The 13,700-nt window shown below is 47.4% G+C and carries 12 protein-coding genes, 1 other RNA gene and 2 pseudogenes; 4 read left to right on the top strand and 11 right to left on the bottom strand.

Annotation, left to right across the window (positions count from 1 at the left end; all coding sequences use genetic code 11):
* Positions 1-271: 271 nt before the first annotated feature.
* From C7433_RS09840 to smpB, 6 genes and pseudogenes are all read right to left on the bottom strand, one after another.
* Positions 272-2,191, bottom strand: a complete 1,920-nt coding sequence (locus tag C7433_RS09840) for an AAA family ATPase (RefSeq protein WP_110268110.1) — start codon at positions 2,189-2,191, stop codon at positions 272-274.
* A pseudogene (locus tag C7433_RS24115) lies at positions 2,184-2,698 on the bottom strand (ABC-three component system middle component 5). The gene C7433_RS09840 and the pseudogene C7433_RS24115 overlap by 8 nt, the downstream one beginning before the upstream one ends.
* Positions 2,674-3,255, bottom strand: coding sequence for an ABC-three component system protein (locus C7433_RS09845; RefSeq protein ID WP_233255772.1), 582 nt, complete (start codon positions 3,253-3,255; stop codon positions 2,674-2,676). The pseudogene C7433_RS24115 and the gene C7433_RS09845 overlap by 25 nt, the downstream one beginning before the upstream one ends.
* 415 nt (positions 3,256-3,670) lie before the next feature.
* A pseudogene (locus C7433_RS09855) lies at positions 3,671-4,865 on the bottom strand (integrase domain-containing protein).
* 192 nt (positions 4,866-5,057) lie between these two features.
* Positions 5,058-5,420, bottom strand: a transfer-messenger RNA (tmRNA) gene (gene ssrA, locus C7433_RS09860).
* Positions 5,421-5,463: 43 nt separating this feature from the next.
* The gene (gene smpB / locus C7433_RS09865; RefSeq protein ID WP_033740943.1) at positions 5,464-5,946 is read right to left on the bottom strand and encodes an SsrA-binding protein SmpB; all 483 of its coding nucleotides are present in this window, start codon (positions 5,944-5,946) and stop codon (positions 5,464-5,466) included.
* A gap of 158 nt (positions 5,947-6,104) precedes the next feature.
* Between smpB and C7433_RS09870 the strand changes: the two genes are divergently transcribed.
* Together C7433_RS09870 and C7433_RS09875 are read left to right on the top strand one after the other, a co-directional pair.
* Positions 6,105-6,539, top strand: a complete 435-nt coding sequence (locus C7433_RS09870; protein ID WP_006120491.1) for a type II toxin-antitoxin system RatA family toxin — start codon at positions 6,105-6,107, stop codon at positions 6,537-6,539.
* A complete protein-coding gene (locus C7433_RS09875; protein WP_058707685.1) occupies positions 6,532-6,825 on the top strand; it encodes an RnfH family protein in 294 nt (97 codons plus the stop codon). Before C7433_RS09870 ends, C7433_RS09875 begins: the two co-directional genes overlap by 8 nt.
* Before the next feature lie 97 nt (positions 6,826-6,922).
* Here C7433_RS09875 and bamE read toward each other — a convergent pair whose 3' ends face one another.
* From bamE to nadK, 3 genes are all read right to left on the bottom strand, one after another.
* On the bottom strand, positions 6,923-7,270 hold the full coding sequence (bamE, locus tag C7433_RS09880; protein ID WP_033740942.1) for an outer membrane protein assembly factor BamE: 348 nt from the start codon (positions 7,268-7,270) through the stop codon (positions 6,923-6,925).
* A 186-nt stretch (positions 7,271-7,456) separates the two neighbouring features.
* On the bottom strand, positions 7,457-9,118 hold the full coding sequence (recN, locus tag C7433_RS23545; protein WP_054633311.1) for a DNA repair protein RecN: 1,662 nt from the start codon (positions 9,116-9,118) through the stop codon (positions 7,457-7,459).
* 84 nt (positions 9,119-9,202) lie between these two features.
* The gene (nadK, locus tag C7433_RS23550; protein ID WP_006120497.1) at positions 9,203-10,081 is read right to left on the bottom strand and encodes an NAD(+) kinase; all 879 of its coding nucleotides are present in this window, start codon (positions 10,079-10,081) and stop codon (positions 9,203-9,205) included.
* Between the two features lie 122 nt (positions 10,082-10,203).
* Between nadK and grpE the strand changes: the two genes are divergently transcribed.
* Positions 10,204-10,785: a nucleotide exchange factor GrpE gene (grpE, locus tag C7433_RS09895; protein ID WP_006120499.1), complete on the top strand. Its 582-nt coding sequence runs from the start codon at positions 10,204-10,206 to the stop codon at positions 10,783-10,785.
* A gap of 47 nt (positions 10,786-10,832) precedes the next feature.
* Here the strand turns inward: grpE and ung are convergent, their stop codons facing one another.
* Positions 10,833-11,522, bottom strand: a complete 690-nt coding sequence (ung, locus tag C7433_RS09900) for a uracil-DNA glycosylase (RefSeq protein WP_110268112.1) — start codon at positions 11,520-11,522, stop codon at positions 10,833-10,835.
* Positions 11,523-11,779: 257 nt separating this feature from the next.
* On the opposite strand from ung, the gene grcA reads away from it, so the two are divergent.
* Entirely contained in the window at positions 11,780-12,163 is a 384-nt protein-coding gene (gene grcA / locus C7433_RS09905; RefSeq protein WP_039340033.1) for an autonomous glycyl radical cofactor GrcA, read from the top strand.
* A 208-nt stretch (positions 12,164-12,371) separates the two neighbouring features.
* On the opposite strand, the gene srmB is transcribed toward grcA, so the two are convergent.
* Positions 12,372-13,700 carry an ATP-dependent RNA helicase SrmB gene (gene srmB / locus C7433_RS09910; RefSeq protein ID WP_033740936.1) on the bottom strand — a complete coding sequence of 443 codons (1,329 nt, stop codon included), beginning with the start codon at positions 13,698-13,700 and terminating at the stop codon, positions 12,372-12,374.

Genomic DNA, 13,700 nt, shown 5'->3' on the forward strand with positions numbered 1-13,700 from the left:
ATCGGGCTTTACGCATGGCGATCTCCTCAGAGGACATAATCAGTATGTCGGAAGATCTCTAAAAGTGAATGGTTCGTTTTACCGGGATGCTTACAGCGGGGATAGCATTGCGCGCAAGCGTTGGAAGGCAAATGTTGTATATCTAACTCTAGGGGGGTGAGGGATGTTAACTAGGGAAGAAAAAAATGATATATGTATAAAATTCTGAGGTGGAGAGAGTAACGCCCTAACAGAGTTGACTTAGAGCGTTACTAAATAATATGTATTGTTGTCAATTTTTGATTATGTAGTCATTTTTATCATAATAACGTCCTACTCCATATTTATCATTATTAAGAGAGGGCTCAATCTTAGATGTTGTCATAATCAATTGATAACCACTAAGTCCCTCTAGGCTAGAAGTTATTAATTTTTGCAAGTTATGGCTGCGACCTTCATTTATATCGCCGCATTCGAAATCCATAATGGAAAAACGTGGGTATCTGCAATATCCATCTTTGATAGAGAACAGCAAAAAAGCTAGATGTAAAGCCGACTTTTTAACAACGTTTGAACTGTCAGAATAATTGACTCGTTCATTGAGCAGCCAGCGGTCCTTTGCAAAATCTATTTCAGAAGAAAGTTGCGTAGCTGTCTTGAATTTTTCTTCATTACCTGAATCTCCTTCTAAAATTTTTGTCGATAACTCAGAAAGGTTTGAGTAAACAAATTCTTTTCTCTTGGCATTTTTTGCTTCAAGAATTTCTATGTTCGTTCGGCAGTTTGCTATTTGTTCATTAAGGTGTTCACGTTTTTTCTTCAAGTCGTCAACCTTAGATGCCGGTTCTAATTTATCCTGTAACGAATTTATTTCGATTAGTTTCATAGTCCTTTCTTCAATTATTGAAGTTATTGCAAGTTCGCGAGAGTTTGAAACCAAGCTTATTTCAAATAATCGATTTTGAAGGAACTGTAATTCTTGATTAAGTTCAAGTAAACGTCCTTCAAGATATTCTTTCTTTTCAGAAAGCGACACTATTATTTTTTCATTTTGGCGTTGCTGGTATTGAAGTTCATTTAGTGATTCAATGTATTTCTCTTCAAGTGATGTCGTCTCTTCTGTCGATTTGCATAGCGCACATCCAGTTTTGTTTTCAGTATTATCAGTTACTGGCGTTAAGCAGCAAGGACAGAACTCGAAAGAGATTTTACCAAGCGCGCTATAAGTATCCTTTGATTCATTTAATGATTTCATTCTATGAGTTAGACTTCTGCCAAATAAAATGCAATCCTGTATTTCAATTTTGAATTCTTCTAATTCATTGTTAGTTAAGGATATTTTATTTGTTAGGGACTGGATTTTAACTATTGCTGAATTTCTTTCAATAGTTAAATTATGCTCTTCAACATCTTCTGGATTATTAGGTGATTCTAATAATTCTGATTTTTTATTTTCGATTTCTTTTAGTTCATCGGTTTTTTCAATGATCTTTTCATTTATTTTTTCAACGGTGAGATCTGCATCATTGCCAAGCAACTCAAAATAAGCTTTTAATTCAGCGCTGCTATTTTCATGATCTCGTTCGAATTTTAATAAATTTTGTCGATAAGAGTGGGTCTCTAAATCATCTAGACCAAAAAGGAATTCAGCAATTGCAATTCGGGTATTTTCATTATCAGAACGACTAAACTCTTTTCGGAAAATCCTGTTTGAATCAGAAGATTGACTAAGGTAAATAAGTCTCAGGATTTGATGCATTGTTAGGTTTTGATAATCATCAGATTTATATTGACCCCAATTAAATAATTCAAACATCATTTCTGAAAAACTTAATTTATCGCTAGTACGACGTGAGCCATAATCACTCCATCCATCAGCGTCCTTCATTGCAATATCATATTTTCCATCATATATTTTAATGTGAGGGACGCCGCCAGTTGAATCAATAACTCTGGTTAAGGTGAAAATCCTACCGTTAATCGTAATTTCAGCGTTTACATTTGAACACTCATCAACTGGGTATTTCCAATCATCTTTTTTCAATTCTCCACCTAAAACGTAGAAAATCATATCCAGAATGGTTGATTTACCTACAGAGTGTTCACCTCTAATGATATTGACTCCATCATGAAAGGTTTCATCGTATAGTTGCTGACCACCCTTTGTAATTACCAATCTATTGATTTTTAAGTATGAAGGATTACTAATCATATCGATATTCCATTAAATTAGTTTTTGCTTTAAGACCATTTTTCCCTTTTACTGGTAGTTTTAGTAATTCATTGCGTATTACCGAGAACTCAAAACTGGCACGGAAAATGTCTTCTTCTAAAGTATTAATAAGTGGCTGTGGTATTTTATTTTCATGAAGAATCAAGCCATCTTCAGAAAATGAAATTATCCCCTTAGAAAATAAATGTGCTAATGTGTTTTTTCTAATGATGTTTAATTCAAAAAAAATACGACGAGGGTTTTCCATGAATTCATAAGGGCTTTCAATTAGGCCTATTTTTTTTGCTATTTTTGAGTTGGAACGCGGCCATCCGCAAATATTTTGAGTTGTTCTGGGAATAGATAGTAAAAATCCATGAATTTAATAGCCTCATCGCTAACTTTATTCTTATTTTGATAAAGCAAACTAATGATCCTATATGAGCAATGATTTGCATCTTTAAATGGATGATAAATTATCATTAACCAACCCACCGTAAGTGACATTTACCAGTTAAAAAGAAAATCATTCCTCTAATTAACTCGATTGAAATAGCTGTACTAACTTCAGAGACTTCCTCATAAAGCGGTTCAACTATTTTGTCATATATGACTCTGTCTATTATAGCAGTGTTTACTGTGTTTTTAAACAGTGGTTTGACATGATGTGAAAAAGAGGAGTTGATTTTACTGAGACAATGGCAATAGATTATCTCTTCTGAAATAGAGAACTGATGTTTTGTAACTCTACGTGCAAACTTATTCTCAAGGTACATAGCATCTTCAAGAAGATCTAGTCTATTTCCTTCTTTAAGTTTTCCTTCTAACCCTATGATTTTTCTGCCAGGCCGGGGGTTAAGGTACTCCTCGAGTTCTTCAAGCATGTAACGATATTCTTGGTCAGTTTCGCATAACTGTTTGGACCTGATCAGAAGGTTAGCAAGAGCGTTGCTTTTAGTTTTGACTTCGTTGAAACTTATGTTTGTTCCTATATTGAAATCTCTACCAGCATTATTATCTTTTATTTCATTATTATCGATATTTAGTTGGTTATTTTTCTCCATGTTTGAAGCCTTGCCCAATGTTAAGATCGCCCTCAGCTTCGTTATCGTTGATTTTATTGCCAGCTATATTTCCCGGGGACAGGATGTTTATGTCTTTAGCTTTGTTTCCAATTATTTCGTTGTCTTGGATGCTTACAGGTTCTGAAGGTTGAGATGTGCTTTTTTCCTTATTTGTATAAAGTATAATGAGGACTACAGAATTGATGGAAATTAGAAAAAAAATTAGAGAGATAGTTGGGTTGTTCGAAATGAACTGTATGTTATCAAATATTGGTTTAAGAAGGTACAGTATAAGCACCGATAAAATTGTAAGTGGGGTATTATATTTCAGTGCGCTCTTGAAGAAATTCATATCCATATTAACTCCATGTATAGCAATTAATTAAAAAATAAAAATCATCAGATAATCAAAGTTCTAATTTGTGAATTTAGATTTTGAACATTCCAAACCCCACCATTCCATTAGTTGAATCCTATGCTCAACATAAGTTGAGCGATTGTATGCTCTTCGCACTTCGTTGGCTTCAGTATGAGCCAATGCAGCTTCAATAACATCGGGATTAAATTCAGCTTCGTTCATGCATGTGCTGGCTATGGAACGCAATCCATGAGCTACTAACTTACCACTGTAGCCAATCCTTTTTAAAGCAGCATTTGCCGTTTGGCTATTCATGGATTGCTTTGGATCATTCCTGCTGGGAAAAACATGTTCGCGATGAGCGCTGATTGGCATCATCACTTCCAGAATCTCTAATGCTTGGGGCGATAAAGGAACAATATGTTCGCGTTTAGCTTTCATCCGATCGGCTGGAATTGTCCAGAGCTTTGTACCAAGATCAATTTCTTTCCAGCGAGTGCCTGAAGCCTCTGAAGGGCGAACGAGCGTCAGAAGTTGCCATTCGATTAGGCAGCGAGTTGGAATTTGACATTAGTAGAGAACGCATTAGCTTAGGCAATTCTTCCGGTCGCAATGTTGGCATGTTTTGTTTTTTTGGCTTTTCAAAAGCCATACCAACGCCAGAAGCGGGGTTTGCATCAATCAACCCTGTGTTGACTGCATAAATCATAATCTCATTAATGCGCTGCACTAACCGGCGAACTGTCTCAAGCGCCCCGCGAGCTTTAATTGGCTCCAGTGCTTCAACGATCGTTCTGGCTTTGAGTAGCTGGACAGGAATTTCACCAATAGCGGGAAAGATATCCTTTTCCAGCGATCGCCAAATATCCTTCGCGTAATCCTCAGTGACACTTTTGATTTTAATCAGGAACCACCGCCCGGCCATAACCGAAAAAATGCTATCCAGTTCAATTTGCCGTTGCTCTGATACTTCCTCTTGCTGCTTCTGCGGGTCGACCCCTTGTGCAAGCAGCGTCAGATACTGGTCACGCATTTGGCGTGCGACAGCGAGCGGAAGGGCAGGATAAGAACCTAGGCTGAGATTTGTACGACTGCTGCTTTCTGGCCGCTGGTAGCGAAAACGCCATAGCTTCTTACCGGATGTTTTGACGAGCATGAAAAGCCCGTCGCCATCGTGCAGCGTGAAGTCTTTCTCTTGAGGCTTAGCTTTGAGGATTTCGTTATTGGTGAGTGGGCGTGTCATCCGCGCCATGACTGGTTTCCGTCCATAATTGGTACACGTTTTTGGTACACATTATAACGTGTACCAATTCGTGTACCAATTATCTCTGGATTCAGGCGAATCGTCTCGGAAGGTTACAGACACAAAAAAGCCCGCAGGGCTTGTGCCGTGCGGGCTTTCAGGACTTCTGCGGATGGCACTGGAACCATCTTTGAAGAATTTTGGTGGAGCTGGCGGGAGTTGAACCCGCGTCCGAAATTACTACACCGTCGGCACTACATGCTTAGTCCAGTCTTTACATTCGCCGGTCAGCTGCGGACGGACACGCCACTGACAGACTAGCCTGATTAAGTTTAACGCTTCAACCCCAGGCAGGGCATCCACGCGATCTCTTTTGGGTTTGACCTCTCTTGATCCCCGTCCTAAGAGCGGAGGCTAGGGAGAGAGGGCTCTCAGCAGGTTATTAAGCTGCTAAAGCGTAGTTTTCGTCGTTTGCGACTATTTTTTTGCGGCTTTTTACGAGGCCAACCGCCCCTCGGCATGCTCCTAAGGCTTCACAATCCCGTCGAATCCAGAATCAGCCCCAGAACTTCAAATACTAGCAAAAAAGCGTATCGAATTCCAGTATTTAACGATTGGCATTCTTCATAATACGCGCTTTGTCCATTTGCCATTCACGATCTTTGATGTCGTTACGCTTGTCGTGTTCTTTCTTACCGCGAGCCACGCCGATTTTTAACTTACACCAGGCGTTTTTCCAGTAGAGCGACAGCGCAACAACGGTATAGCCCTCGCGATTAACGCGGCCATACAGTGAATCCAGCTCACGCTTTTTCAACAGCAGTTTACGGCTGCGGGTAGGATCGCAGACTACGTGCGTTGAAGCCACGGCGAGCGGCTGGAAGGTTGAGCCGAACAGATAGGCTTCGCCATCGCGCAGCAAAATGTAGCTGTCGCTGATGTTCGCTTTACCTGCACGGAGTGATTTAACTTCCCATCCCTGTAGCGACAAACCGGCTTCGAACTCTTCTTCAATGAAGTATTCGTGGCGGGCGCGCTTGTTCATGGCAATGGTGGCAGAACCGGGTTTGTGTGCTTTTTTCTTTGTCATAATGCCGCGTATTTTACATCACTTGGTCGGTTATCGCATCCCCAGTCCAGCGGGGCAGCAGGAAACAGGGTATTCTAGCACACCATGACAATGAGGAATTTTTGTTTAATCGCTGAAAATGCTATTATTTAGCGGTTTTGTGACGAACAGGAACCATTATGGCTCAGATTAGTCGTTCGGCGCTGGTCCCCTTTAGCGCCGGACAAATGTACCAACTCGTAAACGATGTCGATGCCTACCCGCAGTTTCTGCCGGGCTGCACCGGTAGCCGCGTGCTGGATGCCTCTGAAAATCAGATGACGGCGTCAGTCGACGTGTCTAAAGCGGGCATCAGTAAAACCTTTACTACCCGTAATACGCTGACCGACAACCAGAGCATTCATATGCAGCTGGTCGACGGCCCGTTCCGCAAGCTGACCGGCGGATGGCGCTTTATCGATCTCGGCGATGATGCCTGTAAGGTCGAACTAAGCCTGGAGTTCGAGTTCACCAATATGCTGGTTGAAATGGCATTCGGTCGCATCTTCAAAGAACTGGCGAACAGCATGGTGCAGGCGTTCACGCAACGCGCCAAAGAGGTTTACAGTGCCTGATATCTCGGTTGAGGTGGTGTACGCCCTGCCTGAAAAACAGTATCAGCAGTACGTAAAGCTGGAAGAGGGCAGTACGGTCGAGCAGGCCATCAAAAAATCGGGTTTGCTTGAACTGCGGCCTGATATCGATCTTGCCAGCAATAAAGTGGGCATTTACAGCCACCCGGTGAAACTGACGGATGTCGTGCAGGAAGGCGATCGGGTTGAGATCTACCGCCCGCTGATTGCCGACCCGAAAGAACTGCGTCGTCAACGCGCAGAACGCGCGGCCAGCAGCAAGAAATAACCGGTCAGATCGAAGAACATGAAAAAGGCGCTGATGAGCGCCTTTTTGCTTTCTGCGGGTTAATCACCGCCGCGATGGCGACGGTCAGGATCAACCGTTAGCCTTCTTGCGAGGACAGGGCAGGTTTATTGTCGATGTTGGTCAGCACACCGCTGCGGTCGAAGGTCAACGTCAGTGTCTGCTGTTTGACCTTCTCATGGCCAGGTTCCTGACGGAATACGTAGTACCAGACATTGCTACCAAACGGATCTTTCATCATCGGCGTACCCAGTGTATAGGCCACCTGCTGCTGAGTCATGCCGGTATGAATCTTGGCAACATCATTGGCAACCAGATAGTTTCCCTGATTGATATCGGGACGATAAACCACGCGCTCTAAAGTGGAGCATCCGGCGGTCATCATCAACATTACCACTGCCGCGGCAGTCAGCGTTTTACAGCGCATCTATACATTCCTTTTCTGGGGCCAAACGCCTTTTACAGGCTGTTCTTCTGCCATCAAATTCTGAACTCTGCCTGCGGCAGGCTTTATTATTCAGGCGACAATAGCTGTCGATGATAATAAACCTTTTCGCTATTGGAAACCTCTACAGAGCATGCATATGACCACGCTGTGTTAAAAAAGTGCATATCAGGCGGCTAAAAGTTCTTTAGCATTAGCCAGCGTGTTGCGGGTGACCTCGCTGCCGCCCAGTAAACGCGCCAGTTCCTGCAAACGTGCGCGCTTGTCCAGCGGCTGCATATGGGTTTCCGTCATTTCGCCGTCAGTCTCTTTGCTGACAAAGAAGTGCTGATGTCCGCAACCGGCGACCTGCGGCAGATGCGTAACGCACATCACCTGTGTTGATTCGCCCAACTGGCGCAACATCTTGCCGACGACGGCGGCGGTAGGGCCGCTGATGCCCACGTCAACTTCGTCAAAGATCATCGCCGGGGTTTCCATCTTGCGGGCCGTAATCACCTGAATGGCCAACGCAATGCGTGACAGCTCACCGCCGGAAGCAACTTTGCCCAACGGCTGTAAAGGCTGCCCGGGGTTGGTCGTCACCTGGAAATCAATGCGGCTTGCGCCATCCGCCGTTAACTGATCGGGATTAAACACCAGGTCGATGGCAAAGCGGCCGTGCGGCATCGAAAGCAAATGCATGCTCTGGGTAATTAACTGCTGAAGCTCATCCGCAAAGCGGCTACGTTGTTCGTGCAGTCGTTCCGCGCACTGTAAGGCCGCCTGATAATGTTCGGTGACCAACGTTTGCAGACTTTCCTGATCGCTTTCCTGCTGGGATAACAACTCTGCTTCATCCAGCAATTGCTGATGAAGAGCGGGTAAGCCTTCCGGCGTGACATGGTGCTTACGCGCCAGCGCGATTTGCCGCGAGATACGCTGTTCCAGTTCATAAAGGCGATTGGGATCCAGATCGAGGCTGTCGCAGTAGTGACGCAGTTCGTCGCTGGCTTCGCTCAACTGAATGGCCGCTTCTTCCAGCAGGTTATAAACCCCGCTGACCTTGTCATCCAGTGCGGTAAGCTCTGACAGCATCTGGCGTGCGCTGTACAGCATACTGTTGAGGTTGGTGTCATCGCTGTCCGCCAGAAGCTGAAGTGCCTGCTGGCTGGTTGAAAGCAGCTGTCCGCTGTTGGCCAGGCGTTTGTATTCTTCGTCGATCTGCTCGAACTCACCTGCCTGCGGGGCAAACTCGTTCAGTTCTTTGAGCTGGTACTGCAGTAATTCGCGACGGGATTCACGTTCCTGCGCCTGCTGCTGATGCTGCGCCAGAGTACGGCAGCTCTGATGCCAGGTCTGATACGCCGCACGCATCTCAACCAGCAGCGCGTCATGCCCGGCATAGGCATCCAGCAGGTGTTTTTGATGGTCGGGCTTGAGCAGCAACTGGTGCGCGTGCTGGCCATGAATCTGAATCAGCAACTGGCCTAAATCGCGAAGCTGTGAAAGCGGAACCGCCGTGCCGTTAATAAAACCGCGTGAGCGGCCATCGGCACTGATCACGCGGCGCAACAGGCACTCATTGCCATCATCCAGTTGGTTGTCGCTGAGCCAGCGCTGAGCGGAAGGCGAGGCTTTGATTTGAAAGCGCGCGCATAAATCTGCGCGGTTGGCACCCTGACGCACCATATCGGCATCCGCGCGACCGCCGAGGCACAATCCGAGCGCATCGATAGCAATAGATTTACCGGCACCGGTTTCACCGGTAATGGCCGTCATGCCACGTTGAAAATCAATGTCGAGCTCACGAACGATAGCGAAATTGCTGATGGTCAGTTGTGCCAGCATAGCGTCACCTGTATGAATAAACACATATGGTTTTTCATACAGTATAAACTGGTTTTTTATCCAGTAAAGAGGGCGCGCTCACTTTCAGAACAATTTTTTTGACCAGCCCAGTTTGGAACTCAGCGTGTTGAAATAGCTGTAGTTTTTGGGATGGATAAGATTGAGATGGTTTTCGCTGCGGCGGACCAGCACATCTTCCCCTTCCTGAATAGGCAGCGCAATCTGGCTGTCGCAGCTGATTTCCAGGTCGTTGCGGCGGGCCGAAAAGCGCAGGCGAATGGTGCTGCTGCTGTTAATCACCAGAGGCCGGGCCGATAAGGTGTGCGGAAACATGGGCACAATCGTTATCGCGTCCAGCGACGGCGTTAAGATCGGGCCCCCTGCGGACAGGGAATAGGCCGTAGATCCGGTCGGTGTAGAAATGATCAGGCCGTCTGAGCGCTGTGAAAAGGCAAATACCTCATCAATGTACACTTCAAACTCGATCATGTGGGCGACTTTGCCCGGATGGAGTACCACTTCATTAATCGCGCTGCCGATGCGGGGTGAACAGTCGGTTTTGCAGACCTGCGCTTCCAGCAGAAAGCGGCTTTCCACAAAATAATTGCCGTTCAGCACGTCATCAAGCTGATGGTGCGCGTTATCCGGATCCAGATCCGTCAGAAATCCCAGATTGCCGCGGTTGATGCCAATCACTTTTATGTCATACCGCGCCAGAACTCTGGCTGCGCCAAGCATATTACCGTCACCGCCGACCACGACGGCTAAATCCGCCTGCTGGCCGATTTCTGCCAGCGTGCCAGTCTGGACATCGTCCAGTGAGAGTTCCTGCGCAATCTGCTGTTCGACAATGACACGGTAGCCCTTGCCGGTCAGCCAGCGGCACAGCATTTCATGCGTGGTGAGCGCGGTGGGATGGCGTGGATGGCCCACAATTCCAATGCAGTTAAAGTGTTTGTTCATCGAGTGGGTCTTCCTCATAAGCCAAATCGGCACGATGATGTGACGTGTTCCCTTGAAACCGCCAAACCAATCCCCATAATAAGCCAACCAGCGAAGTGAATGTGCAAAACGCGGAGAAATTCATGAGTAGTAAAGAACAGAACACCCCAAACGAGCAAGTCTCAGACGAAATTCAACAGGAACAACAGCAACCTCAGGACGCGGAGACAGCAGGTGAGGTGGATCCGCGTGATGAGCGCATCGCTCAGCTCGAAGCTGAGTTAGCGCAGTTGCAGAACGGCGTGCGTGACGCGCAGCTGCGTGCACAGGCAGAGATTGAAAATGTGCGTCGTCGTACCGAGATGGACATTGAAAAAGCGCACAAATTTGCGCTGGAGAAGTTTGCCAACGAGCTGCTTCCGGTGATTGACAGCCTGGAGCGTGCGCTGGAGCTGGCGAACAAAGAAGATGAGAAATCCGCTTCGATGGTGGAAGGCATTGAGCTGACGCTGAAATCGCTGCTGGGCGCAGTGCGTAAATTCGGTGTTGAAGTGGTCGGTGAAACCGGCGTGCCGTTCAACCCTGAAGTCCATCAGGCGATGTCGATGATGGAATCTGACGAGGTCGAGCCTAACCACGTGATGATGGTGATGCAACGCGGTTATACCCTGAATGGGCGTCTACTGCGTCCGGCCATGGTTGCAGTGGCCAAGGCGAAAGCCTGATTGTAGCCTCATCTCACAACGGCCGCGCACTGACGCGGCCGTTGTGTTCAGGCTGCCGGTTCAGGTAAAACCGGTGTCCAGTCAATAGGATCTCTGCCGCTTTCTTTTAACAGGGCGTTAGTTTTTGAGAAATGCTGGCAGCCAAAAAAGCCGCGGTGTGCCGAAAGGGGAGAAGGATGCGGTGCCTGCAACACATGATGGCGCTGGCGATCAATGATGCTGCCTTTCTTCTGCGCATGCGAACCCCACAGTAAAAAGATTACCCCTTCACGCTGCGCGTTAATCGCGTCAATCACCCTGTCGGTAAAGGTTTCCCAGCCCAGCCGGGCATGAGAATGCGCTTTGCCCGCTTCCACCGTTAACACGGTATTCAGCAACAGCACGCCTTGCTCTGCCCAGCTGGCCAGATAGCCATGACTGGGTTTCTCAAAGCCCGGAATATCCTGCTGCAGCTCTTTATACATGTTCTGAAGGGAAGGCGGAATGGGCACGCCCGGTAATACAGAAAAAGCCAGACCATGTGCCTGATTCGGCCCGTGGTAAGGATCCTGACCCAAAATCACCACTTTCACATCGCCTAACTCCGTTAAGCGAAAGGCATTAAACACGTCTTTTTGCGGCGGATAAACGGTCACGCCTGCAGCCCGCTGGTTGGCGACCTGTTTCAGGGTTTCAATGAAATAGGGCTTCTCTTTCTCTTCAGCCAGCACATCGTGCCAGGTCAGCTTTGCAGCCATAATCAACTCCCTTGTGTTCTGAACGCTAAGCTTAGCTGTTCAGTATCCAGACATGAAGCCTAAAATTATTTTAAAAATTCAATAAAATGTAGTCCCGCTACGTTTTAAAAATCAATCGCTTAGCAATGTGGCCAAAAAGTGCCCGATTGTACTTGATTCAGGTCAAAACTAACGTCATGAGCGAGTGATATACCAGTTGCTCATCATTGATTTATTGACGGTATTGGTCCAGCCAATGCCTTGCAGGAGAAACTGAGATGATCACAGGTATTCAAATTACCCAGTCACACAATCCGGCCTTAGTGAATTCGTTCTGGCTGTTAGATGAAGAAACCGCTCAGGCACGTTGTCTGTGTGCCGTAGCAGGCTATCAGGACGATCAGATTGTCGCGATTGGTGAGTTAGGGGACATGGCTTACCGTGAAGTACCGGTCGAGATTAAACCCCAGGTGCGCGTGGAAGGCGGGCAGCACTTAAACGTTAACGTCCTGCGCCGTGAAACGCTGGAAGACGCCGTGAAACATCCTGAGAAGTATCCGCAGCTGACCATTCGTGTTTCCGGGTATGCCGTGCGCTTTAATTCGCTGACGCCTGAACAACAGCGTGACGTCATTGCCCGTACCTTTACGGAAAGTTTATAAACTGCCTGTGTGCTGAAATAAAACGCAGCGCCAGAAGGACAAATTCCTACGCGTTAACAGACAGATAGAACATGACTGTCATCGGGTGAAATATCCAGCCGGGCGGCTTTATGATGTTTGATGCTGAATGGAGACGAAACCGGGCTTTAGCCACCTGAACAATGAAAAATCGCCTCTCAGGAGGCGATTTTTTTAGAAGCGTGCTGTTTTATTCCGCATTCTCACTGCCGGATGAGCTGCCACTTGGCTTGCGGCGTTTACCGACATTTTTAAGATCGCGATGGCGTTTTTTCACCCGCGGTTTCTCTTCTTCTTTGGCTTTTCGCTCTGCACGCTTCGCAAGCGCCTTTTTCGACGGTTTTCCGGTGGTTTTTGGCGAAGGCGCACGCGTGACCGGACGCAGCTCGTCAATCACCCGTGCTTTAATCGGCTCGTCAACGTAGCGGCTGACTTTACCCAGCAGCAGATGGTCATGGGCCTCGACCAGCGAAATGGCGATGCCTTTACGACCGGCACGGCCCGTACGGCCGATGCGGTGCAGATAGGTATCCGCCGTGCGTGGCATATCGAAGTTAATCACGTGGCTCACATCCTCCACGTCAATCCCGCGTGCGGCGATATCGGTGGCGACCAGCACGTTTACCCGACCTTCCACCAGACGTTTAATCGCCTCGTTGCGTTTAGCCTGGACCATTTCCCCTTCCAGGTAGCTGGTGCGGATTCCGGCATCATGCAGCCAGCTGACCAGTTCATGCAGGCGTTCACGTTTACGCACAAACACAATGGATCGGGTCACTTCCGGCTGCTTTAACAGGTGAACCAGCAGTTTGGTTTTGTGCTCAAGATCGTCGGCGCGGTGATACCACTGCTGAATTTTCTTACGCTCGCGACGGCTGGGATCGGCTTCCAGTTCAACCGGTTCGTTGAGCAGGCGCTCGGCAAAATCTTTAATATGCTCGCCTTCCAGCGTAGCGGAGAACAGCATTGTCTGTTTACGCCAGCGCGTTTCACCCGCGATGGTTTCGATATCCTGGGCAAAGCCCATGTCCAGCATGCGGTCTGCTTCATCCAGAATCAGCGTTTCCACTGCGCGGCAGTCAAAGTTTTCTTCTTTGATGTACTGCAGCAGTCGGCCGGTGGTGGCAACCACAACGTCCTGATTTTCGCTGAACACTTCGGCGTGGTTCATAAAGGCCACGCCGCCGGTAATAGTGGCGATATCCAGATGCGTATGTTTCGCCAGTTCCCGCGCCTGGTCGGCAACCTGCATCGCCAGTTCACGGGTGGGCGTTAAAATTAAAATACGTGGCGGGCCAGACTTCTTGCGTGGAAAATCGAGCAGGTGCTGCAACGCCGGTAATAAATACGCGGCGGTTTTCCCGGTCCCGGTAGGTGCCGAACCCAGAACGTCGCGGCCCTCCAGCGCGGGGGGAATGGCAGCAGCCTGAATTGCTGTCGGGCGCGTATAGCCTTTCTCCTGCAGCGCTTCAAGCAGGCTTTCGTCGAGTTCAAGTTCGGAAAATGTGGTTACGGTCAT

The sequence above is a fragment of the Pantoea sp. PNA 03-3 genome, from assembly GCF_003201175.1.
In the GTDB taxonomy this organism is placed as follows: domain Bacteria; phylum Pseudomonadota; class Gammaproteobacteria; order Enterobacterales; family Enterobacteriaceae; genus Pantoea; species Pantoea stewartii.

What these genes read in the sequence shown, in the direction of transcription:
- recN (WP_054633311.1), bottom strand. Translation starts at nt 9,118, where the DNA reads ATGCTGGCACAACTGACCATCAGCAATTTCGCTATCGTTCGTGAGCTC.
- bamE (WP_033740942.1), bottom strand. Translation starts at nt 7,270, where the DNA reads ATGCGCTGTAAAACGCTGACTGCCGCGGCAGTGGTAATGTTGATGATG.
- nadK (WP_006120497.1), bottom strand. Translation starts at nt 10,081, where the DNA reads ATGAACAAACACTTTAACTGCATTGGAATTGTGGGCCATCCACGCCAT.
- smpB (WP_033740943.1), bottom strand. Translation starts at nt 5,946, where the DNA reads ATGACAAAGAAAAAAGCACACAAACCCGGTTCTGCCACCATTGCCATG.
- C7433_RS09870 (WP_006120491.1), top strand. Translation starts at nt 6,105, where the DNA reads ATGGCTCAGATTAGTCGTTCGGCGCTGGTCCCCTTTAGCGCCGGACAA.
- grpE (WP_006120499.1), top strand. Translation starts at nt 10,204, where the DNA reads ATGAGTAGTAAAGAACAGAACACCCCAAACGAGCAAGTCTCAGACGAA.
- grcA (WP_039340033.1), top strand. Translation starts at nt 11,780, where the DNA reads ATGATCACAGGTATTCAAATTACCCAGTCACACAATCCGGCCTTAGTG.
- C7433_RS09840 (WP_110268110.1), bottom strand. Translation starts at nt 2,191, where the DNA reads ATGATTAGTAATCCTTCATACTTAAAAATCAATAGATTGGTAATTACA.
- srmB (WP_033740936.1), bottom strand. Translation starts at nt 13,700, where the DNA reads ATGACCGTAACCACATTTTCCGAACTTGAACTCGACGAAAGCCTGCTT.
- ung (WP_110268112.1), bottom strand. Translation starts at nt 11,522, where the DNA reads ATGGCTGCAAAGCTGACCTGGCACGATGTGCTGGCTGAAGAGAAAGAG.
- C7433_RS09845 (WP_233255772.1), bottom strand. Translation starts at nt 3,255, where the DNA reads ATGGAGAAAAATAACCAACTAAATATCGATAATAATGAAATAAAAGAT.